Genomic DNA, 20,779 nt, shown 5'->3' with positions numbered 1-20,779 from the left:
ATGCTGCCCTATGCGAAAGACTAAGACCACACCCGCACGCCGGCTTTTGCTGGATCGCTACGGCCGTGTCGCGGACGGTATTGCGCTGCTCTTCTTCCCGTACGTCGAAATCGTCATTCATGACCTGCAGAGCCAGACAGTTGCGTACATTGCCAACAACCTGTCAAAGCGGGAACTAGGCGACGAATCAGCGCTGGAAGAAATGGATCATTCGGCGCAATCGGGCACGATTGGTCCGTACGAGAAGATCAATTGGGACGGCAGACGGATGCGCTGTGTCAGCACGGTGCTGTTTGACGACGCCGGCGCGGCTGTCGGCGTGATGTGCGTCAACTACAACATCGCCGTGTTTGAAGACATGAAATCTGTCATCGACCGGGTGGTGTCGGGCGCCGGACTCGTGAAACAGCCCGAGGAGCTTTTCAAGGACGACTGGCAGGAGCGCATCAACACGTTCCTTCACGCATGGCTTCAGGAGCGCCAGTTAGCACTGAATTCTCTGACCCGGGATCACCGCCGCGAGCTTGTCGAGGCGTTGTGGGCCGAAGGCGCGTTCAAAGGCAAGAGCGCGGCTAACTACGTTGCCAACGTTCTTGGTATGGGCCGCGCGACCGTCTATCAGCACATAAGGGACTTGCGGGGCGCTGCGGCCTAAGCTGAATCCGATGCGTCACCGGCGCCCGCACCGATCGCTCACCGGGCAAAAACGCAGTCTTTATTCGCTTCCCTTCGATAAGCTGAATCGCGATTCTTCGCTTTATACATCGCGAAGTCGGCCTTCCTGATGAGCTCGCTCGAATCGTCACCGGCCTTCAGGATCGAAACACCGAAGCTCGCGCTGACCGCCTCGACGCCCCAGCGTGAAATCAGGGGCGCCTGCAAGGGGGCCTGCAGCGCAGCCGCCAGTTCGCCGACGGTCTGATCAACTACGCAGCCTGCAGCGTCAGCGTTCAGCACGACAAGGAACTCGTCTCCACCGAGGCGCCCTACCACGCCACATCCCTGTACCGCCGCTCGCAAGCGCGCGGCCACCGTGACCAGAATTTCGTCGCCGCACTGGTGGCCGTAGGTATCGTTGAACTCCTTGAAGTTGTCCAGATCGACAAAAATGGCCGCGACCTTGCCGACCGCACCGGGCGCCGCGATGGCCTCATCCAGCAGGTCCACGATTTTGCCGCGGTTCGGCAAACCCGTCAGCCGGTCGGTTTGAGAAAGACGCCGCAGTTCCTCTTTGCCCTTGAGCAGTTTGAAGATCAGCGCGGTGATCCAGGTCGACAGTGCTGCGAGCATCACCGAGATGGTCACTGCCATCGTCACATACACGCGGCGCATTTTGAAGTAGTCGTCCAGCGCCTCATCGACCGAGAGGCCGGCGACGACGGTCAGGCCGTATTTCTCGAGCCGGCGGCTTGCCACCACACGCTCGACGTGATCGATCGGATCGGAGAAGTCGGCCAAGCCCGTCTTGCCGAGCGCGGCATAGCCGCTTGGCATCACCTCGCCAGAGCGGCTCGGCGAATCGCCCGCACGACGCGACAGCATGAATCCACGGCCCGACAACACGGCAATCATGCCGCGCTCACCCAGTGCGGCCTTGTTATAAAAGCCGTCAGTCAGATAAGCCGGATCTTCGGAGACGATCACGACGCCGCCGAAACTGCCATCCTGGTGGTCTATGCGGCGGGTCGCCTGGACGGACCATTGTTTGGAGATACGTCCAAGCACGGGCTGGCTGATGAAAAGCCCAATGTGCGCCGGGGAAAGATGGACCCGGAAATGTTCCCGGTCCTTAAGATCGATCGTCCCGGAAAAAGGCAGGGTCGATGTAAGCACGCGGCCGTCAGGACCCGCAATGGTGACCTGCAGCGCCGTATCCGCGGTGATCAGGCCATAGGCCCTGTACGCTGCAAGATCGAAGGTTTGCGGCATGCGTTCGTAGCCGTATTTGACCAGCAACGCGATCTCGTCGACATCGTGGATGGTCTTCAGCGTGTGGGTTTCCAGCGCGTCGGCGAGCGTGCGTGTGGCCACGCGCGTATCGCGCATGACGGAGGCCTTCTCGACCTGCAGGCGCAGCAATATGGTCACCCACAGTATGCCCAGCACGAGAACGGTCAGCGTGGGCACCAGGATCAGGGCGTGGCGGGAGGATCTTGTGCTATTGGCGGCGTAAATTGTTCGATCCATAGTTCGTTTTCCCACTGCACAAGCGAACGCGGGTCTCTCAGTGCGCCGAACGATCAGCACGTGCCGGCAACGCGACTGAGGACACCAGCGCGATCCCTGGCTTTCCAGATGAAATGGCGGCCTGCCGCCTCGTTAAGTCGCGCAATGGTATAACGGCACCCCACGAAAAAAGTTTATCTTTCCGGCGAAATTAATTAAAAGAACGTCCGTATCGTATGAAGAAATCAGGAGTGCCAGTTGATTAGTATGTGCCGATTAAATAGCGGATTATCGAGGGCTTTAAAACAAATGGCTGGCGCTTATATTCCCTGATTTTTACGAGGTGGAATCGCTTCCAGCGAATTGGGAGCAGATTACTGGCAGCTTTGCCCGTTCACGCAGGGCCGATCGTAATTGACGTGAATAAAACCGGCACGCCTGGCCTCAGGTCGTTTCGCGCTCGACGATATGAAATCCGACATCGGTTACCCTGGCTCCGTCGGCGCCTCCCAGGCGATCGAGCAGGCAACGTGCGGCAGTCAGGCCAATACGCGTGCCGTCGACCCGCACCGTCGTCAATGGTGGCGTGGTTTCTGCCGTGAATTCGAGGTCGCCGAAACCGCAGATCGACAACTGCGACGGCACGCCCACCCCGAGCCGTTTGGCCGCGCCCAGCACGCCAATCGCCAGCAGATCGGAGCCGCAAAATACGGCATCGAGGTGCGGCGCCTGTTCGATCAACGTCGGCAACGCAGCCTTGCCGAGCGCGACCGAACTCGGTGGCGCCACGAGCACTTCGGCGACCTCGTGAATGCCTGCCTGCGCGAGCCGGTCGCGAAAGCCGCCGCGGCGCGCGAGCGCGCGTTCGTCGCTTGCCGACACGAGGCCCGGCGCCCGCACTTTCCGTTGCAGAAAGTGCTCGGCCACTGCGGCGCCGATCTGATAGTGCGAAAAACCGACCAGCATGTCGATCGGCGTGTCGGTCATATCCCACGTTTCGACAATCGGCAGACCCACGTTGCGCAGGCGTTCACGTAAGGAATCCAGGTGGGCGACACCGGTCAGCAGCACGCCTTCCGGACGGCGGCTCAACACTGCGTCGAGCAACGCCTCCTCGCTCGAATCGCTATAGCCGCTCATTGCCAGCAACACCTGATAACCGGCGCGCGACATCGTCTCGCTGAACACCTGGATCGTTTCGGAAAAGAGCGAGTGCGCAATAGTCGGCACGATCGCCGCGATCAGCCGCGAACGTGACGACGACAATCCGCCCGCGAGGCGATTGGGGACATAGCCGAGCTTTTGCACGACCTGCCGGACCCGCTCGAGCGTCTCGGGCGCAACCGTCTCCGGACTATTGAACACACGCGACACCGTAATCGGCGAGACGCCGGCCTGCGCGGCGACATCGGTGATGCGCAGCCCTTTGGGGCCGCCGCGCAGGCGTTTGGCAGGCGGCTCGACCGCCTCCGGCGCATCGAGGCTGGCGGTGGTCGGCTTGTGATTCGGCATGGTTCGTGGCTGGAAGTAACGTGTCGCGCCCGGTGACCGGCGCGCGGCTCTGCAATTCGAGGAATCGGAACGGCCTCGCGCTTTACTGCGTCGTGCCCGATTGTTGTGCGCGCCACTGCGCGTAAGCCGCCAGCGTTTCTTCGTTCGGCGGATAAGTGCCGCGCAACGGCCGGCCTTCTTCGATACGCAGCGTGATGAACGCTTCGAGCTGCTCCTGCTCGGTGGCGTCGCGCGCCACGTCTTCGGCCATTTCGCGCGGCACGATCACGACGCCGTCCACATCCGCGACCACGATATCGCCTGGATACACGGCCACGCCGCCGCAGGCGATCGGCACGTTCATATCGACCGCATGATGCTTCGCCAGATTCAGCGGCGCGCTCGCGCCGGCGCACCAGAGCGGCAAGCCCAGTCCGGCGATCGTGCCGCTGTCGCGCACAGGGCCGTCGGACACCATGCCGGCCACACCCCGTTTGGCGAGCCGCAGCGCGAGAATCGAACCGACCGATGCGACCGCGCGCTCGCCACGGCAATCCTGCACCAGCACGCTGCCCGGCGGCGCGGTTTCGATCGCTTTGCGCTGCGGGTGGTCCGGGTCCTGAAACACACCGACGTGATCGAGGTCTTCACGCGCCGGAATATTGCGCAGCGTGAACGCGGGACCGACCAGGTTCGGCGCGCCGGGCGCCGGTTTGACGAGAGGCACGACGCCTTGCAGGAACACGTTGCGCAAGCCGCGCTTGAAGAGTTGCGTGGTCAAGGTGGCGGTGCTGACGTGCCGCAACTGTTCGAGTGCGGCGTCGCTGACGGTGAGATCGGATGCGCTCATGAGGGGCTCGGAGTAAGTTAGTGAATTTCGGGCTCGCCGCGCGGCGTGGTGGGCGTAATGGGTGTGACGGGTGTGGCCGGGTCGGTTTGAGCAGCCGGTGTCTGGGCCGGATCGGCCGGCGCCGCGGTCACGGGTTCTTCGAGGAAATCGAAGTCACAGCCCTTGTTGGCCTGGGTCACGTGCAATTGATGCATCACGCCGAAGCCGCGCTCAAAGTGTCGCTTGGGCGGCAGCCACGCGGCCTTGCGCGCCGCAAGCTCCGCGTCGCTGACTTCGAGATGCAAACGCCGCGATGCCACGTCCATCTCGATCATGTCGCCGTCTTTCACGAGCGCAAGCGGACCGCCGACAAACGATTCCGGCGCCACGTGCAGCACGCATGCGCCGTAACTGGTGCCGCTCATGCGTGCGTCGGAGATGCGCAGCATGTCGCGCACGCCCTGCTTCAGCAGCTTTTGCGGAATCGGCAACTGGCCCCACTCGGGCATACCGGGCGCGCCAACAGGACCCGCGTGCTGCAGCACGATCACCGAATCCGCGGTGACGGCCAGCTCTTCGCTGTCGATGCGCGCGGCCATGTCGGCGTAATCCTTGAACACCACGGCCGGCCCCCGGTGCCTGAGAAATTGCGCTTCCATTGCAGCCGGCTTGATGACCGCGCCGTCCGGCGCGAGGTTGCCGATGAGCACCGCGAGGCCGTCGCTGGCGACGAGCGGATTGTTGCGTTTGCGGATCACGTCGTCGTTATAGATCTCCGCGCCCGCAATGCTGTCGCCGAGCGTGGCACCGCTGACCGTCATCTGCGTGCCGTCGATCAGTTCGCCCAACTCCAGCAGCAACGCGCGCAGGCCGCCTGCGTAGAAAAAATCTTCCATCAGATACTGGCCGGCCGGGCGCAGATTGCCGAGCACTGGCGTGATGCGCGCCAGTTCGTCAAAACGCGCCGTGGTCAGATCGATGCCGGCACGGCGTGCCACGGCGACGAGGTGGACGATCGCGTTGGTCGAGCCGGACATCGCCAGCACCGTGGTGACGGCGTTATCGAAGGACCTGGCGGTCAGAAGGTCTGACGGCTTCTGATCGGTCCACACCATCTCGACAATGCGCTGTCCCGTCAGCGAGGCAAACTGCGCATGCCGCGAGTCGACTGCGGGAATCGACGAAAAACCCGGCAGCGTGAGACCGAGCGCTTCGGTGGCGCTCGTCATGGTCGACGCGGTGCCCATCGTCATGCAATGGCCCGGCGAGCGCGCAATGCCGCTCTCGATGCCCTTCCATTCTTCCTCCGAAATCTTGCCGGCGCGCAATTCCGCCCAGTACTTCCACGTGTCCGAGCCGCTGCCGAGCGTGCGGCCGTTCCAGTCGCCACGCAGCATCGGGCCTGCCGGCAAATAGATGGACGGCAGATTCATGCTGATCGCGCCCATCAGCAGGCCGGGCGTGGTCTTGTCGCAGCCGCCCATCAGCACGCAGCCGTCGAATGGATACGACTTCAGCAGCTCCTCGGTTTCCATTGCCAGGAAGTTGCGGTACAGCATCGTGGTCGGTTTCTGGAACGGCTCGGCAAGCGTCATGACCGGCATCTCCACCGGGAAGCCACCCGCTTGCCAGACGCCGCGCTTCACCTCTTCCACGCGCTGCTTGAAGTGCGTGTGGCACGAATTGATTTCGCTCCATGTGTTGACCACGGCGATCACCGGTTTGCCCATGTAATCGGACGCGTGATAACCCATTTGGGCGGTGCGTGAGCGATGACCGAACGAGCGGAGATCGTTCACGCCGTACCAGCGGTAGCTGCGAAGCTGTTCAGGTGTTTTGCGGTTCGATGACACGGAGTTCTCCATGGGAACGCCACCATTCAAATGCCGGGACGCAGGCGGAAGGGGTTCTGATGCAGGCTGATGGTAGCGTTACCATCCAAACACGTCGCCGAGGGATTTCCCTGATCAAGCGGGTTTCAAGTGCGTCCTGAGGAGGGTGTGTGCCGGAACAGGCGCGCGGGTAACCGGTTGCAACCGGTTACCCGCGGCGTGGAGAAACGAGGTGCTGCTGGAGAGGCGACTGGACTTTCCGCGAACGTTAGTCCTTGCGACGATCAGGGTCCATCGGTCGACAGTTCAAGACGCATTTCACCGACACTCAACGCCGCGCCCTTCGGTGAATTCGTGCCATTGACACGTACGAGCGATATCACCGCTTCGTTCAGATCGGTGAGGCCGAGGTTCTGCAGCACATCGGTCAACGGCAGGATAAAGGTGCCACCGTTGTGGTGAATCGCGCCGGATGCTTCGAATGCGCCAAACGTACCGATGAAATGCGATTCTCTCGCCGCGTCCGCGTCGCCGCTGGCAGGCAGGTTCAGGTAGATGTTGTAGTAATAGCCGCCCTTTTTCCCGAGTGCAGTGACCGCCAGTTTGTCGAGCACGAGGCGCGCATACTTGAACGTTGTCGTGTTCACCTGGGCACTCGGGGCTGCGCTCGCCGCTGCTGCTGCCGCGCCCGCCTTCATCGCCTCTTTCAATGAGGTAGCGGCCGACGCCTGCAGTGGCACCCGCGCGCTAATCGATGTCTCGTTGAGCGTCATGTTCGCGACACCACCGAGCGAACGCCGGTTAGCGGCAATCGAACGCGGCGCGGTACTCGAGAAGTTGCCGATCGCCGGACGCACGAAGATAGGCCCAAGCTGTGCCTGCACGCGGATGATACGTCCCTCCTGTGCGTCTTTAGGTAAGGCTGTCGGCACGTGATTGGTCGTGGGGTACTGGTAGTTAAGAATCTCGGGCCGAAAGCACTTCGACTTCGCGATCGTGAGGCTCTTCGCATAAGTGAATGTGCCCGACCAGTATGAGTTGCTTTGCGCCGGCACGATCGTTTGCGCCTGGCCGCACCAGGCGTCCCACAGGCGGTCGACATTCGCATGATGCAGGTAGAAGATCGGATCGGTGGGCGACGTCATATCGGCCATCCATCCCCCAATGATGTTGTGCACCGGGTTATGGGGCGCCGATTCAAACGATGCCTCATAGGAATTCGAGGTCCCACGCTGCATGTTGATCACGTTGGACGCGTAAGGCGCAATCGTTAGCGCGGCAAAAACGTCGGTATTGACCCGCCCCGTTACATACAGCGGATTGCCGCTGGCCGGGTCGGTGAATTCGCTCGGCATGATCGGATGCGTGTAGTAATCCCAGTACGGCAGCGTGAGCAAGGCGTCTCCCGACACCGTTCGCAACTGCTGTTCGAAGTAGTACAGGTAGCCTCTGTGCCATGCGAGGAAGTACGGCACCATGTGCGGGCAGTAGTTGAGGTGCACGTTCACCCAGTAGGCCCACGACGTTGGTTTGGTCGCGTCGGTCACCGCTTTCATCAACTTCACCGCATTCAGAAACGACGCATACTGCGGCGTCGTTTTGAATACCTGCCATTCGACCCGCGTAGGCAAAGTTGTCGCGCTGAACGCGGGTACAGGCAGCGACATCAGCGCAGCGGCGGAGGCGGACCCTTTGAGAAAGGAACGCCGGTTAAAGTTATTCGTTGCCATTCAGATTCTCCTCTGTTCGGAGATATTGGCGTGGGTTGATTTATAGAATGTTCTAGTGTAGTTCAGCCGCATGGAATCGCTTGTGACGATTCGCGCATCGAATAGGTACACGATAAGCCTGCGACTCGTAAAAGCGTCGCGTTATTGGGCGAGAACTGTGCGCGAACCCACATTTCTCCAAGCCCTTCTCAGCAGAAGATTTGGATACGTCTGCAGACCGCGAAATCTTCTTTATGGGATATATTGGCTAGCCCGCAAATGCAAATGGTTTGGCTAGCCGCGCCCTGCACTCATTGCTGTACGATGGATCGTATGAGTAATCAAAGAGTAATCAGGATTTTCTCTGCTCCGGTCAGGTATTTTTTCATTTAATAACCAGCGGCTGTTTGTCCACACACAACAGAAAACGGTGATATGAAAACTTCTCTGCCTTCAATCGATTAAAAAGGGTGATGGAATCATGCGCTTGAGTTACTTGGCCTGAGGCGCATGAAGAATTCATGACAATGACGAGCACCTGGAGGGGCCTGCCTGTTCGCCAGAAACCAACACAGGCATTTCCCCAGATAAAAGCTCATTTTTTTCTTCTCACGACCCGGGTTAGCCCCAATGCAAACGTTGTGCGCTGATAGTTGCAGGAAGTTTACGTTGCTTACCTACGAGACGATCCATATTCTTAACGATGCTGACTAGACGGGAATCAGCAGTTCACATAGATAGTTCTGGCCGCTTGCAAGACAAGACGGATGCATTCGCAAGAGGCCGCACGCCAAAACAGCGTTTTGAAGTGGAGACCGGGATGCGCAACGCAGATTCGCGTGTCGAGATTATCACTGACACGCAGCGCTTTAGAGCCTTGGGTAAGGAATGGGAAGAGTTGTGGTCCAGAGCGAACGGCCAGTATCACGAATCGTTCGCAGTGTGCTGGCAGAGCTGGGTGGATATCGCGCAGCCACGCGGCAGCAAGTTGCGCTGCATCGTCGGCCGCAAGGATGGCCGCCTGGTGATGGTGTGGCCGCTCGCCGTGTCCAGACACGCGGCGTGGCGAGTGCTGCGTCTGCTGGGGCCCGAAGCGGCTGACTACACGAGCATTCTGATCGACCCGGGCGCCGACCCCGCGGGGCTGGCAAAGCGCGCATGGGAGACGGCGTGCCGGCATTGCGGGGCCGACGCGATACGGATGCCCTATTTCCATGAGCAATCCGACCTTTACCGCTTTGCGTTGAGTGAACGGCATCGCCGGTTCGGGGAGCGGCGCAGCGCGTCGATCGCACTGCTCAGCGCCGAAACTGACTGGCCGTCGTTCTGCAGCGCGCTGGGCACGCTGTCCGGCAAGAAGCCCGGTGCGCTGGAAAGGCGCCTGGCGAAACAGGGCACGCTAAAAGCGCGTCTCCTTACACCGGCCGACGCGGAAGAAAACACCGCGCTCGTCGACTGGACCCTTTCCCGCAAGCGCGAATGGGCGTCGCGTGTCGACAAACAGGGCGCGTGGCTCTATTCGTCGAGCTACCGAAATTTTCTTGTCTCGCTACTCAATCGACAGACCGACGAGCCGGCGGCGCGCCTCTATCTGATTACGCTCAACGACGCACCGCTCGCCACCACGATTGTCGGCATCGGCAAATCGTCGATCAAAGGCTTGATCACCGGCTTCGATGAACGCTATGCGAAGTACAGCCCTGGGCAACTCGTTGTCGAACACATGGTGAAGTGGGCCTTCGACCATCACCTCGATTTCGACTTCGGCGTCGGCTCGGAAAGTTTCAAGCCCTATTGGAGTCGCAATAACACGATACCTGTGGCCAGCGCGCAGATCGCGATCACCACGTGGGGCCGTATTGCGCTTCGGGCGAAGGAGTTTGTCAGCAAGGATGCCCATGAGTTTGGGCAATCGACGCTCGGTGAAAAAATTCATGCATTGCGAACACGAATACATGGCAAGCTGACACGCAAGCCTGCGGGATCACGAGAAGATGACGGGGCCCAGCGAACAGGGGAAACTCACGCGAGAGGCTGATATGACACGGTGATCAGGTTCGCAATGTGTGAGTTCTGATTTGCGACGCTGATACGAACGTGCGTGGATAGAAGGTAAAGGCGGGGTTCGCTATTCGAGGTTCCGGGTATGAGCAAGCATCTCTCGTTTCCGGCTGCGATGTTTTCTGTCGAATGTCAGCGCTGCGGCAACCGGATGCAGCGCGACGAACGCAGTTGCAGTCAGTGCGGCGCATTTCGTGCCATTGCGCCTGATGCGGCGCACGATGGCGAGATCGATCACGAGCCGGCGCCACTCACCGTGGTTGAAGGGCCATGGCCTGTGCGCCACGCGCCGGATGCCGCGGCGCCCGACGAAGACGGACGCTATTTCCGGCAACCGCCTGCACCGGTCCCGCTGCTGAAGCGGACCCTGAGCGTCAAAACGACCATTCTGGTTGCATGCGTGGTCGCTGGGATGGCATGCGGTCTCACCTATCTGCTTTACAGCATGCCCCACAGAAGCGTCGATTCATCCGAGGAATTGACGCCGGTGAGCCGTGCCGAACCAGGCGCGAATACCGATGCGGGCGCAGACGTCTCCTACATGAATCCCAAGGCGTTGCGCGAAATCGATGCCCAACTCGGTGACACTACAAGTACTTCCGCTCCCGCTCCCGCTCCAGCGCTAGTGCCAGCTCAGGCGCCGCCAGCAATCGACGATCAGGCCCTCACGGACGAAGCGCCTCCAGCGCCTCCGCCACAAGTGCCTGACAACCCGGTCGCGCGGGCACCCGCGGAAGCAGAGCCCACCACCATGACGACCGGGACCATTCAAAAAGCCCCTCAAGACACGCCCGCCACTCAGGCAAGCGGGCGTATTTCACCGCAACAGCCGACTTCGAATCCTGCGTTCCCCGACGCACGGGACCCCAACGCGCTCGAACGCGCGATCCGGGAATACGGATGGAAGACGCCGACTATGGAAAAGTCGTCGCCCTGACAGGTTCGTCCGCGGTCCATCAAAAAAGACGAAAATTTGACCGCGCGACGCAATTCATACGATTTATCACTGTTTACAGTCACCAGATTCGATCGCGTTTACCCCGATTAATCAGACGTTTAGTATCCCTACTGGGCGTATGGAATCCGGTGAAAATCGTCCAAATCGAAATTTTTTTTCAACGCTTTAAACGGCCTTGAAATTTCGTATGAAAAATACGCAGATTCCCTAACCACTGGGGAATCACGCGTGGTGCGACCCTAAACGGCCAGGTGCTACCTCAATTCTGGTGGTTACGCTTGGTTACGAAATGACATCGATTCGCACTTGAGTCATTTCGTCAGGCCGATATCATTCGCAAAACGTCAAATCGGTAAAACCTTCTGTCCCCCTCTCGCGCTCATCGTTCGCCCCCTGGCGTTCATCGGGCCGCAACCAATCTGTAGGCCACCGGCCGTCCGGTTCCCGTGTACTTGAATACGGACATTGCGCTCTGCGCAAGGCTATTGCTCGTCCGCGATTTCTGTGGACTTCGTATCGATCTGCGCATCGCGCGATCGACCGCTTTTATCCCGCGAACCGTTGTTCGCCTAGCTGCCCCGCTCTGCGGGCTTAGATAAATGACCTCTTTGATCAAGCGATACACCGACTCCGACCTTTCTCTCAATCAAATCGCCACCCGTCGCACCTTCCTGACGGGACTCGCCATGACGGCCGGTTCGGCTCTGCTCGCCGGCTGCGGCGGCGGCAGTGACGGCGTCGGCACCCCTGGCGCGGTCGCCAACGCTGAAGCCAACGCGGCGGCCACCCCGACTACCATCGTCAACGCATCCAGCTTCGGCGTGAAGGCTGACGGCAAAACCAACGATCGCGTCGCGCTGCAAAATGCGATCAACGGCTCGGTCGGCAAGATTCTGCTGATCAGCGGCCAGGTCCGCATCGACGTGACCGGTGTTGCTCTGGTGACCAACAGCTACATCCGCTTTGCGCCGGGTGCCTCGATCAAGCTGCTGGCCCACAATTCGACGTTCTATCAAGTCATGCGGATTTGGGACGTGCAGAATGTGACGGTCCAGAACGCGTACATCGACGGCAGCAAGGAACTGAATTCGGCTACGCCTAACGCGAACAGCGGCGGCGGCGGCATGGGCATCTCGATCTGCGGCGCGTCGAACGTGACGCTGACTTCGCCGACCACGATCAACACGTGGGGCGACGGCATCTACATCGCGAATTCGTATCACTCGTCGGCGACGGTGACGAGCAACGTCAACGTGGCGAACCACCTCTCGAATGGCGTCCGTCGTAATGGCGCGACCATCATCAGCGGCAACGGCATCACGTTCACGAGCCCGGTGTGGCAGAACTGCTCGGGCACGATGCCGTCGGCAGGCCTCGATATCGAGCCGAATTCGAACGCTGACGTTCTGCAGAACATCAAGATCGTGAGTCCGACGAGCACGAACTGTCACTTCGGTATCAACATCTACGCGGCGAACCTGCCGGGTTCGGTTGCGAAGAGCGTGCAGATCGCCATTTCGAACCACACCGACAATGCCGCGAACGATGCGGGCTTCTACGTGAGCGGTTTGAAACTGAACGGCCATACCGTCTCCGGCCTCATCTCGAGCGCATCGCCGACCTTCGTGAAGTCGAAGGCGGGTTACCGTCTGTCCGCATGGGACATGACCGGCCCGCAGGTTGAAGTGACGAACATCACGACCCGTTAATCGAACGGTCGCACTGTTCTGCCACGCCAGATGCCCGGCTGCGCCCGCCACGCGGCGCCAGTCGGGCATGACGGCTGCTAGTTCACGGTTGGCTGTCGCGCTGATCGTGGCACGCAACTGAGCTTCGACAAACCCTTTCCACTGCCGGAAAGCAAGGGCTCTTCTAGCCACTTGTGCGCGATACCCCACATAAGGCGTGCTACCATGACTTTATATGTCTGATTCCGTGCGCACACGTTGCGCGCTGCATGACGGGCTCGGGGCCGAATGCGAATCAGGCAGTCACAGGTAGTGTTTCCATTTGAGGGAACCGCATATGAACTTGCTTAATGTCGTCGGCACGGTGGTTTTTCTGGGCGTGCTGGCGTTGTCACTGTTAGCCGTGCTGGACGTGCTCTTCCTGCGCCCGCGGGCAAAGCGTAGCCACAGGCCCGGCCGCATGCCGGCCACGAGGCATGGTTCCAACCGGCATATCGCCCGCGAAGAAGCCTTCACAGGCGAAAAGCCCAATCGTCGGCATTGAGCAATGGCGTGCCGCGCTGTAGCGCTGCGCGCATCAGGTTGTTCTGTTTATCTTCCATCGCCCCTCCCCATTTTTTTCTGACGTCCGCCGCTCCTACTAATTAAGTACGGATCGCGCGCCCTCTTTCGCCCTTCGCAGCGCCCCCCTCCCCCCGCGTTCGTACGGCGCATGGACAGCCATGCTGCGCCCGGTAGGCGGCCGTAGCGGCAATACCCTATATGTGTGCGATCGCGAACAGTGGATTAGCGCGACATGCAGGAAGCTTCAGCGTGGGTTTTGTTGCACCGCGCGAGATAAAGACAAGACGCGCGCTTCGAAGCTCGACGCGACGCGCGCCGGCCGTGAGGTCTGGTGGTGCGTAAGCGCGAACTGGCACCCCTGTAATTCTTGAGGCCGGCATGCGAAAGCCCGACTGTCCATGACATCATTTCTCCGCTTGAGCTTTCTGTTGGTTGCGCTGTTGCTCTCCTCATTGGTGAGTCATGGCGCCTATGTGCAGATGGCCGGGATCGTGTTGCTTTGCGCGTACTGTCTATGCCTGCCTGATATACGCAGGGAGTTGCTCAAACGCTCCAACATGCTGCGGGTGGTGGCAGCGCTCATTGTCATCACGGTGTTTTTCCTCTATTTCCTGTTCTTTCCGCCACCGAACGGCGCGCCGGAGCTGGAAAAATCCGCGTTCAACAACTATCTGTTCCTGGTGCTCATCGCCTGTTTCATCATGTGCCTCGGTGCGCTCATCGTCAGGCGCCCGACCGAATTCACCTTTGTACTTGCCGTGCTGATCGTCGTCAACGATCTGATCCTGCTCATGCAGACGGTCTGGCTCGTTGTCACGAACACGTATATCGATTTCGTCGAACCTGTAACGGGCGAAGCTTCGCGGTTCCACAACTACGAGAATCTGAATCCCGTGTTCGCGTTTCGCCCCACCGGCCTCTACGTGGAACCCTCGACGTTCAGCGCAGCGGTAGGCTCAATGGCGATCGGCTATGTACTGCTTTGCCGTGCGCGGGGACGTCAGGCAAATCTATGGCCGCTTCTCCTGACAATCGCCGCCATGCTGATTACGCAGTCGACGGCCGCGACCATACAGTGTCTCGTCCTGATGTTCGCCGTGCTGCTGATGCAGAAAAAATCCGTGCAGATCTGGGGCGCGGTCATTTGTGGTGTTTTCGTGCTGGCCGCTCCGGCCCTCCTGAGCGCGTACTTCGGCAACTTCATGATGAAGATGGACGAGTCTTCCGGGATACGGCTTTCGCTGCTCGATTACATTTACCACACTCGCAATGGCTGGGATCTTCTGTTTGGCTACGGACCTTTTACGCTGGAAGAATCGCTCTATCACTCGGCCAATCCGGGCGGCGACTTCCAGGTTGCGTCCCTGAACGATGCCGGCCTGCTGCATTACTTTGTCGTGCGCTTTGGGTTGGCGGGGCTCGTCATTCCGGCGGCGATGTTCATCAGAATGCGCAAAGACGTCAGCAGCCTGCTTTTCTTTGCCGTACTCCTTAGCTCGAAGCTGTCGTACGCATTTCCGGTGCTTTATTTCGGCCTGCTTCCATTGATGATGCGACTACCGGAGTGGTCACGCCGTACCGTCGTGCAGGACGATGACGCAGACAACCGATTCGAGCAGCCCATGCCACGAGCGAGATGACGCGGCAAGATCGTGTCCTAAATCAGGTCGTTCCCGAAAACCGCAACACCGAGGGTTCATATGAAAAGCCTGTCAGATGGAGTCAGTTACAACGAGCGTTTGTTCTCAGGATCGCTGCGGGGACGCTTTCACCTTGCGCGATTCAAATGGGTTTCTTCGGAAGTGGGCAAACTGCGCACTCCGGCCCGCTCATTTCTTGAACTCGGATGCTTCGACGGCAAGCTGATCGAATTCCTTCCTACTGTACCGGTTCGCTATGCCGGCTTCGACGCCAACTGGGAAGGCGGTCTCGACATGGCGGTGAAGAAATGGAAAATGCGCAAGAACTACACCTTTCAGGAAGCGCGCGTTCCCGAAGACATGGCGTTGACTGGAAAAGACCGCTTCGATGTTGCTGTGGCGATGGAAACGCTCGAACACGTGCCACCCGAACTCGTGGATGGCTACCTTGAAAAAATTTCGCGTCATCTTGACGGCTATTTCTTCATTACCGTGCCGAACGAAAAGGGACTCGTGTTCCTGATCAAATGGACGCTCAAGAAGCTGCTGAGCAAGGACGCCCATGCTTATTCGCTCTCCGAGGTGGTGAACGCAACGCTGGGCAGAATGCATCGTGTCGAACGCAATGAACACAAGGGCTTCGACTATGCCGCGCTGACACGGCAGATCGGCAAGCACTTCGACGTGGTCTCAGTCTCGGGTCATCCGCTAGCGCTTCTTCCCTGCTGGCTCTGCTTCAGTATTGGGATTGTTGCGAAGGCGAAGGCGAAGCCGGCCGCGGTGTAGCAGCAAGCGTCAATAGAGACTGCGGAACTCCCGGGTTCAAGATGGAAGTGGCCCATCGTCCGGGAGTACGCGACTACCATTCATGAGCGCACCGGATTTCTTTCCCGTGCGCCTGGATGCGTTGGTCGATTTGCGTTGGTCGACTGGTGTAACCCGCTGCCAGCCGCGGGAAACACCACGCTTCAAGCTGCCCCATCAAGCCGCTGGTCTTTCGAGTTTCACCAGAGTCTGCACGTAGGTCTCTTCATAACGGCGCCAGCTCGCTTCCATCGAGAACAGGTTCTGGATGCGGCTTCTTGCGGCTTGCCCGAGAGCGGCCCGCTCGCTGTGGGGCAGGCTGAGCATCGCAATCAACGCGCGTCCGAGCGCGGTTGGATCTTCCGGCGGCACGACGCGCCCGGTCGAACCGATCAATAGCGCGGTGTCGCCAACATCCGTTGCGACGCACGGCACTTCGCACGCCATCGCCTCGCCGATGACCATCGGCAAGCCCTCGCTCTTCGACGACAGACAGAATACGTCCAGTCCTCCCAGCAGCGTCTGCAGTTCCGGCTGCGGGCCGAGCAGATGGCATGCGTGACGTGTCTGCGTGGCATCGAGCAGTGCCACCAGCTCGGCGTTGCCCGGTTCAAGCCCCTGACCCATCATCACGAAACGGCACTGCGGCCTCGCGTCGAGTACGACTCGCATCGCGGCGGCGAAGGTGGCGTGGTCTTTCACCGGATGATACCGGCCGACGATTCCGACCACCGGTGCAAACGCATCGATGCCGAGCGAGCGGCGCAAATTCTCGCGCGCGTCCGAACTGGCACGGTAGCGGTTGAGGTCGATGCCGTTGTGAATCACCTTCATGCGTCCGCCGCAGTAACCGCCCAGACGATGCGACGACTTCGCGGCTTCGGCACAGCAGACAATCACGTCGGGCACCCGCGAGGACATCAGCGCACAGGCTCTCGCGACCCAGCGCGTAATCTGGCTGCTGCCGGTTAAACGCAGATCGGTGTGGTGAATGCCCCAGACGAGCGCGGGCCGCTTCGCATGCCCGCCGCGCAGCCGGCGCAGCGCCTGCGCGGCGTAAGTCGCGGTGCCGCCCAGCAGGTCGGCGTGATACATCCATGTCTGCACGACGTCGGGTTCGAGCTCGTCCAGCCATTGAACCAGTTGCCGGAAAAGCCGCGCGCTCGGCGCGCTGCGTCCCATGCCGAGAATGCGTACCTGCACGCCCAGCGAGACCAGGCGCTCGGCAAGCGGCGCCTCCGCCGACAGTGAAATGACGACATGCTCCAGGCCGTCGCGCTGTGAGGTTCGGATCAGGCCTACCAGCAGCATCTCTGCACCGCCGAAGGCCAGATCCGTAATGATGTGAACGATCTTCACGGAGCGATTTCCCGTTGTGTAGAACTGGGTTCCAATGCGGGCGTCAGCACTTCGCGATAAACCGCGAGGGTGCGTTCGATCACGATGCGTTCGTCGAATTCGCGCAGCGCCTTTTGCCGTGCGGCCAGCCCAAGCGTGCGGCAGAGCGCGCGGTCGTCATCGAGCAGGCGGATTGCGTCGGCGAGTGCGCGGCCGTCGCGAACCGGCACGATCAGCCCCTCGACGCCATGGATGCTCACCACTTCGCGGCATCCCGGTGCATCCGTGATGATCAGCGGCAACGCGCAGGCGGCTGCTTCAATCATCGATTTGGGCAAGCCTTCGCGGTAACTCGGCAGCACAGCCACATCCGTTTGCGCGAAAAGCTTCGGCATGTCGCTCACATGTCCGAGCCATTCGACAAGACCTTCCTTGATCCAGCCATGAATCAGCGCCTCGTCGACGGCAGCCGGATTGCCCGGGTCCGGTGTTCCCGCGAGAATACAGCGCACGGTGCGGCCTTCGCCCTTCAGGATGCGCGCGGCTTCCACGTATTCCGCAATGCCCTTGTCCCACAGCATTCTGCCGGCGAGGACCACCCGCAACGGCTGCGCGTTCTCCTGCCCGGTCGCTTCCGGCCTCGCACTGAAGCGGCTCACATTCACGCCCGAGCCCTTGATCACACGTATCGCGTATTCGTCGACGATATTCGCTTTGCGAAATAGCGCGAGATCGTCGGGATTCTGCAGAATCACCATGCTGCCTTTACCGCTCATGGCAAGGCGCATCACCAGACGCACCACCGGCCGCAACAGCATGGCCTTCAGATCGCGGCTGCTGAAGACGTAACCCATGCCCGCCACCGCGCTGACGCGCGCGGCGACACCGGCCAGCCGCGCCGACAACGAGCCGTAAACCGCGCACTTGATCGTGAACCCATGTACGAGATCGGGCCGCTCGCGCCGCAGAAAACCCGCCAGCCACATCACCAGCGTCAACTCACGCAAAGGATTGAGACTGCGCCGCACCATCGGCAAGGGTTCCCATCGAAAGCCCAGCTCGCGCAGCAGCGGCCCGTACTCTCCCGGCGGCGACAGCAGAACGACTTCGTGCCCGAGTTCACGCAGTTCGCGCGCGAGCGACAGCCGGAAGTTGTACAGATACCAGTCGGTATTGGCGAACAGAATGACCTTGCTCATGTTGGCTCCTCGTTGACGCGCCGGCTGTTTTCAACCACCGGTTCGCGCAGCTCCAGCTTCGATCGCATGGCCGCGCCGGGACGCCGTGTGGCGGGCGGCGCCGCGCTTGCTCCGACTCGTGCGAACAGCGCGTCCCAAAGGGTGAGCACCGCCTGCACTGAATAGCGTTCGCGGATGGAATGTGCCGCCTTGCGGCCGAGTTCGGCGCGCAAGGCGTCGTCGGCGATGAGCTGGCGCAAGCCCCGCACCATCGCTTCCACGTCACCTGGCGGGATCAGAACGCCGTCGCTGCCATCGCGCGTCAGCTCGCGCGGGCCGCTGCGGCAATCGAAGGCGATCGCGGCGACGCCGAGTCCCATCGCTTCCATCAAGGCCATCGGCAAGCCCTCGAAGCGCGATGAGAGTGCGAAGATCTCCGCGCCTGCCATCTCCGTCCAGGGCGACGCTGTCTTGCCGGGCAGGAAGACGCGCGCGCCGAGACCCGCGTCCTTGATCTGTGCCTCCAGCTTCGCGCGCTCTGGCCCGTCGCCCCAGATCCACAGATCCCAATCGCGAAACGCATCGGCGAGCGCCGCGAACGCGGCGATCAGCACGTCATACTGTTTCTGCTCGTGCAGCCGGCCAACCGAAATCAGCCGCTTGCGGCTATTGGCCGGCGTGTGCACGCGCGGCTGTTCGAACAGTTCGTCGGGCAACGGATTGGGCATCACGGCGAGCCGCGGCATGCGCGGCACCATTTGCCTGAACGGCGCCACCACGTTGTCCGTCAACAGGGTGACGAGGCTCGCATGCGGGTAGACCAGACGACAGGCCATCCGCCAGAAACGCGAGCGCCCATCGGCAGACGGATCGTTGTGTTCGCAGGCGATCACCGGCACATGCAGCCCGCGAGACGCCAGGATCGCCGTCACGTTTACGTTCGTCAGAAAGGACACGACCACGTCCGGGCTGCTGCCGCGAATGAACGCGCGCAACGCGGCGAAACGTGCCGCGTAGCCGCGCAGTCCACGCCGGTTCCGGCCGGCGAGATCGGCCAGATAGATCAAACGGACGTTGTCCGCAAGCGGGTAGAAACAGGTGCCGCGTCCACTGTACGTGATCACCAGCGTCACCGTGTCGCCCCGCTTCGCCCAGGCGTTGACGAGTGTCGACGCGACGCGCTCCGCACCGCCGCTGCCCATCGAGCTCACCAGCATGACGATATTCATGTGCGGTCCGCCGCCGGTTTGCCCGCCGAACGTCCACTGGTATAGAAGACGTAGCAGATGAGCGTGGTTGCGTGCATCAGTGCCGTGCCGGCGAGAATGCCCGGCACGCCGATCCAGTGCGTCATGCCCACGTTGGCGACTACCTTGACGATAAAACTCACCAGCGCAATGACGGCCATTTCCTTGTAACGCCCGGCGCTCGCGAAGAGCGTCAACAACACGAGGCTCGAAAAATAGAACGGCAGTTGCAACTGGCCCCACCGGAACAGGTCCGCAACAGCCACGGTGTCCCGCGCGGTGAACGCGCCACGCTGAAACAGCAGCCCGACGATATGCGGCGCCAGCAGCCACGACACCACCGCGCAGACCGTGCCGAGCAGAAACATCAGCATGGTCCACTTCAATGCGGTGTGCCGGGCGCGTACCGAGTCGCCGCTAGCGATGATGTCGGAAAGAATCGGCAGCGTCGCCTGACTGATGGCGAGCGCACCCATGCTGAGCAGCAGTGACAGCACGCGGTTGGTGTAGCCGAGCGTTGCGATTGCGCCGTCGCCGAAACCCGCAACGAAGAACTGATCGAGCACCGGCGTGCAGCACATCACCAGCTGGCCGAGCATCAGCACCCGCACGGCACGGAAAACCCGCGGCCACTGGGGAGCTTTGAGGGTCAGCCGGAACTTGAAACGGATCGGATCGATGCGGACCGAGAACCTCCGCACCGCGAGCGTCTGCAGGACGATCCCGCCGATCGTGCCGAACACGAGCGGCAGCATGGAGGTACGGTCGTTCGCCAACAATACGAAGATCAGTACGAGACAGGCCGGCAGACCGTCGAGCAGCGTGTTGATATGGCGCTCACGCGATTGCAGCCGCGAGGCGTATCCGCATGACGCGAGCATGAAGATGCCGATCGGCGCCATCATCACGATCATCTTGTGGCAGATTTCCTGAGTGGCGGGCGACAGGTTACCGGCGATCAGATGCAGCGCGAGCGGCCAGCACAAATAGAGCAGCAGGCTAAACGTCGCGCCCACCACGATCGCCCATGCTTCGAGTTCGCCGAGAAAGCGCGCCTGATCGTCGATCGACTGCTGGCGCAGATCGACGAAGACCGGCACCAGCACGATGCCGAACACCGTCGCGAAGGCGACCGGCAGCCAGCTCACCAGCGCCATCGTCAACTGGTAGGCGTCGACGACCCCGCCCGTGCCGTAGCGATAGGCGATCGCCATTTCCTTGAATGCACCTGCGCAGCGCCCGGCGAGCACGAAAAACGAGATGCGCATAGCCCC

At 60.8% G+C, this 20,779-nt stretch carries 16 protein-coding genes; 7 read left to right on the top strand and 9 right to left on the bottom strand.

Annotation, left to right across the window (positions count from 1 at the left end; genetic code table 11):
• Nucleotides 1–10 precede the first annotated feature (10 nt).
• Entirely contained in the window at nucleotides 11–655 is a 645-nt protein-coding gene (locus PQR27_RS25140) for a helix-turn-helix transcriptional regulator (protein WP_408526340.1), read from the top strand.
• 38 nt (nucleotides 656–693) lie between these two features.
• On the opposite strand, the gene PQR27_RS25135 is transcribed toward PQR27_RS25140, so the two are convergent.
• The 5 genes from PQR27_RS25135 to PQR27_RS25115 form a co-directional block, all read right to left on the bottom strand.
• Complete coding sequence (locus PQR27_RS25135; protein WP_408526339.1) at nucleotides 694–2,247, bottom strand: diguanylate cyclase domain-containing protein; 1,554 nt, start codon at nucleotides 2,245–2,247, stop codon at nucleotides 694–696.
• Nucleotides 2,248–2,610: 363 nt separating this feature from the next.
• On the bottom strand, nucleotides 2,611–3,678 hold the full coding sequence (locus PQR27_RS25130; protein ID WP_408526338.1) for a LacI family DNA-binding transcriptional regulator: 1,068 nt from the start codon (nucleotides 3,676–3,678) through the stop codon (nucleotides 2,611–2,613).
• Nucleotides 3,679–3,760: 82 nt separating this feature from the next.
• Nucleotides 3,761–4,507, bottom strand: a complete 747-nt coding sequence (locus PQR27_RS25125; RefSeq protein ID WP_408526337.1) for a ribonuclease activity regulator RraA — start codon at nucleotides 4,505–4,507, stop codon at nucleotides 3,761–3,763.
• A gap of 17 nt (nucleotides 4,508–4,524) precedes the next feature.
• Complete coding sequence (gene araD / locus PQR27_RS25120; RefSeq protein ID WP_408526336.1) at nucleotides 4,525–6,351, bottom strand: L-arabinonate dehydratase; 1,827 nt, start codon at nucleotides 6,349–6,351, stop codon at nucleotides 4,525–4,527.
• Between the two features lie 251 nt (nucleotides 6,352–6,602).
• Nucleotides 6,603–8,048, bottom strand: coding sequence for a tyrosinase family protein (locus PQR27_RS25115; protein ID WP_408526335.1), 1,446 nt, complete (start codon nucleotides 8,046–8,048; stop codon nucleotides 6,603–6,605).
• A gap of 799 nt (nucleotides 8,049–8,847) precedes the next feature.
• Between PQR27_RS25115 and PQR27_RS25110 the strand changes: the two genes are divergently transcribed.
• The 6 genes from PQR27_RS25110 (at nucleotide 8,848) to PQR27_RS25085 (ending at nucleotide 15,724) form a co-directional block, all read left to right on the top strand.
• On the top strand, nucleotides 8,848–10,065 hold the full coding sequence (locus PQR27_RS25110; protein WP_408526334.1) for a GNAT family N-acetyltransferase: 1,218 nt from the start codon (nucleotides 8,848–8,850) through the stop codon (nucleotides 10,063–10,065).
• A gap of 108 nt (nucleotides 10,066–10,173) precedes the next feature.
• The gene (locus PQR27_RS25105; protein WP_408526333.1) at nucleotides 10,174–11,025 is read left to right on the top strand and encodes a hypothetical protein; all 852 of its coding nucleotides are present in this window, start codon (nucleotides 10,174–10,176) and stop codon (nucleotides 11,023–11,025) included.
• A 620-nt stretch (nucleotides 11,026–11,645) separates the two neighbouring features.
• The gene (locus PQR27_RS25100; protein WP_408526332.1) at nucleotides 11,646–12,755 is read left to right on the top strand and encodes a hypothetical protein; all 1,110 of its coding nucleotides are present in this window, start codon (nucleotides 11,646–11,648) and stop codon (nucleotides 12,753–12,755) included.
• Between the two features lie 316 nt (nucleotides 12,756–13,071).
• The gene (locus tag PQR27_RS25095; RefSeq protein ID WP_408526331.1) at nucleotides 13,072–13,278 is read left to right on the top strand and encodes a hypothetical protein; all 207 of its coding nucleotides are present in this window, start codon (nucleotides 13,072–13,074) and stop codon (nucleotides 13,276–13,278) included.
• Nucleotides 13,279–13,696: 418 nt separating this feature from the next.
• Nucleotides 13,697–14,938 carry a hypothetical protein gene (locus tag PQR27_RS25090; RefSeq protein ID WP_408526330.1) on the top strand — a complete coding sequence of 414 codons (1,242 nt, stop codon included), beginning with the start codon at nucleotides 13,697–13,699 and terminating at the stop codon, nucleotides 14,936–14,938.
• Between the two features lie 60 nt (nucleotides 14,939–14,998).
• Nucleotides 14,999–15,724, top strand: a complete 726-nt coding sequence (locus tag PQR27_RS25085; RefSeq protein ID WP_408526329.1) for a class I SAM-dependent methyltransferase — start codon at nucleotides 14,999–15,001, stop codon at nucleotides 15,722–15,724.
• Between the two features lie 195 nt (nucleotides 15,725–15,919).
• On the opposite strand, the gene PQR27_RS25080 is transcribed toward PQR27_RS25085, so the two are convergent.
• The 4 genes from PQR27_RS25080 to murJ are packed head-to-tail and all read right to left on the bottom strand — an operon-like array spanning nucleotide 15,920 to nucleotide 20,773.
• On the bottom strand, nucleotides 15,920–17,101 hold the full coding sequence (locus tag PQR27_RS25080; RefSeq protein WP_408526328.1) for a glycosyltransferase: 1,182 nt from the start codon (nucleotides 17,099–17,101) through the stop codon (nucleotides 15,920–15,922).
• A complete protein-coding gene (locus PQR27_RS25075) occupies nucleotides 17,098–18,279 on the bottom strand; it encodes a glycosyltransferase family 4 protein (protein WP_408526327.1) in 1,182 nt (393 codons plus the stop codon). Before PQR27_RS25075 ends, PQR27_RS25080 begins: the two co-directional genes overlap by 4 nt.
• Complete coding sequence (locus tag PQR27_RS25070) at nucleotides 18,276–19,487, bottom strand: glycosyltransferase family 4 protein (protein WP_408526326.1); 1,212 nt, start codon at nucleotides 19,485–19,487, stop codon at nucleotides 18,276–18,278. Before PQR27_RS25070 ends, PQR27_RS25075 begins: the two co-directional genes overlap by 4 nt.
• Nucleotides 19,484–20,773 carry a murein biosynthesis integral membrane protein MurJ gene (murJ, locus tag PQR27_RS25065; RefSeq protein ID WP_408526325.1) on the bottom strand — a complete coding sequence of 430 codons (1,290 nt, stop codon included), beginning with the start codon at nucleotides 20,771–20,773 and terminating at the stop codon, nucleotides 19,484–19,486. The genes PQR27_RS25070 and murJ overlap by 4 nt, the downstream gene beginning before the upstream one ends.
• Nucleotides 20,774–20,779: the final 6 nt, after the last annotated feature.

The organism is Paraburkholderia fungorum, assembly GCF_046027215.1.
GTDB lineage: Bacteria > Pseudomonadota > Gammaproteobacteria > Burkholderiales > Burkholderiaceae > Paraburkholderia > Paraburkholderia fungorum_D.
This window is presented reverse-complemented; position numbering and strand designations above follow the sequence as displayed.

Bases quoted from the DNA above. Each gene is read 5' to 3' on its own strand.
- PQR27_RS25095 (WP_408526331.1), top strand. From the start codon at position 13,072: ATGAACTTGCTTAATGTCGTCGGCACGGTGGTTTTTCTGGGCGTGCTG.
- PQR27_RS25110 (WP_408526334.1), top strand. From the start codon at position 8,848: ATGCGCAACGCAGATTCGCGTGTCGAGATTATCACTGACACGCAGCGC.
- araD (WP_408526336.1), bottom strand. From the start codon at position 6,351: ATGGAGAACTCCGTGTCATCGAACCGCAAAACACCTGAACAGCTTCGC.
- PQR27_RS25140 (WP_408526340.1), top strand. From the start codon at position 11: ATGCGAAAGACTAAGACCACACCCGCACGCCGGCTTTTGCTGGATCGC.
- PQR27_RS25105 (WP_408526333.1), top strand. From the start codon at position 10,174: ATGAGCAAGCATCTCTCGTTTCCGGCTGCGATGTTTTCTGTCGAATGT.
- PQR27_RS25075 (WP_408526327.1), bottom strand. From the start codon at position 18,279: ATGAGCAAGGTCATTCTGTTCGCCAATACCGACTGGTATCTGTACAAC.
- PQR27_RS25130 (WP_408526338.1), bottom strand. From the start codon at position 3,678: ATGCCGAATCACAAGCCGACCACCGCCAGCCTCGATGCGCCGGAGGCG.
- PQR27_RS25085 (WP_408526329.1), top strand. From the start codon at position 14,999: ATGAAAAGCCTGTCAGATGGAGTCAGTTACAACGAGCGTTTGTTCTCA.
- PQR27_RS25100 (WP_408526332.1), top strand. From the start codon at position 11,646: ATGACCTCTTTGATCAAGCGATACACCGACTCCGACCTTTCTCTCAAT.
- murJ (WP_408526325.1), bottom strand. From the start codon at position 20,773: ATGCGCATCTCGTTTTTCGTGCTCGCCGGGCGCTGCGCAGGTGCATTC.
- PQR27_RS25125 (WP_408526337.1), bottom strand. From the start codon at position 4,507: ATGAGCGCATCCGATCTCACCGTCAGCGACGCCGCACTCGAACAGTTG.
- PQR27_RS25070 (WP_408526326.1), bottom strand. From the start codon at position 19,487: ATGAATATCGTCATGCTGGTGAGCTCGATGGGCAGCGGCGGTGCGGAG.
- PQR27_RS25090 (WP_408526330.1), top strand. From the start codon at position 13,697: ATGACATCATTTCTCCGCTTGAGCTTTCTGTTGGTTGCGCTGTTGCTC.
- PQR27_RS25115 (WP_408526335.1), bottom strand. From the start codon at position 8,048: ATGGCAACGAATAACTTTAACCGGCGTTCCTTTCTCAAAGGGTCCGCC.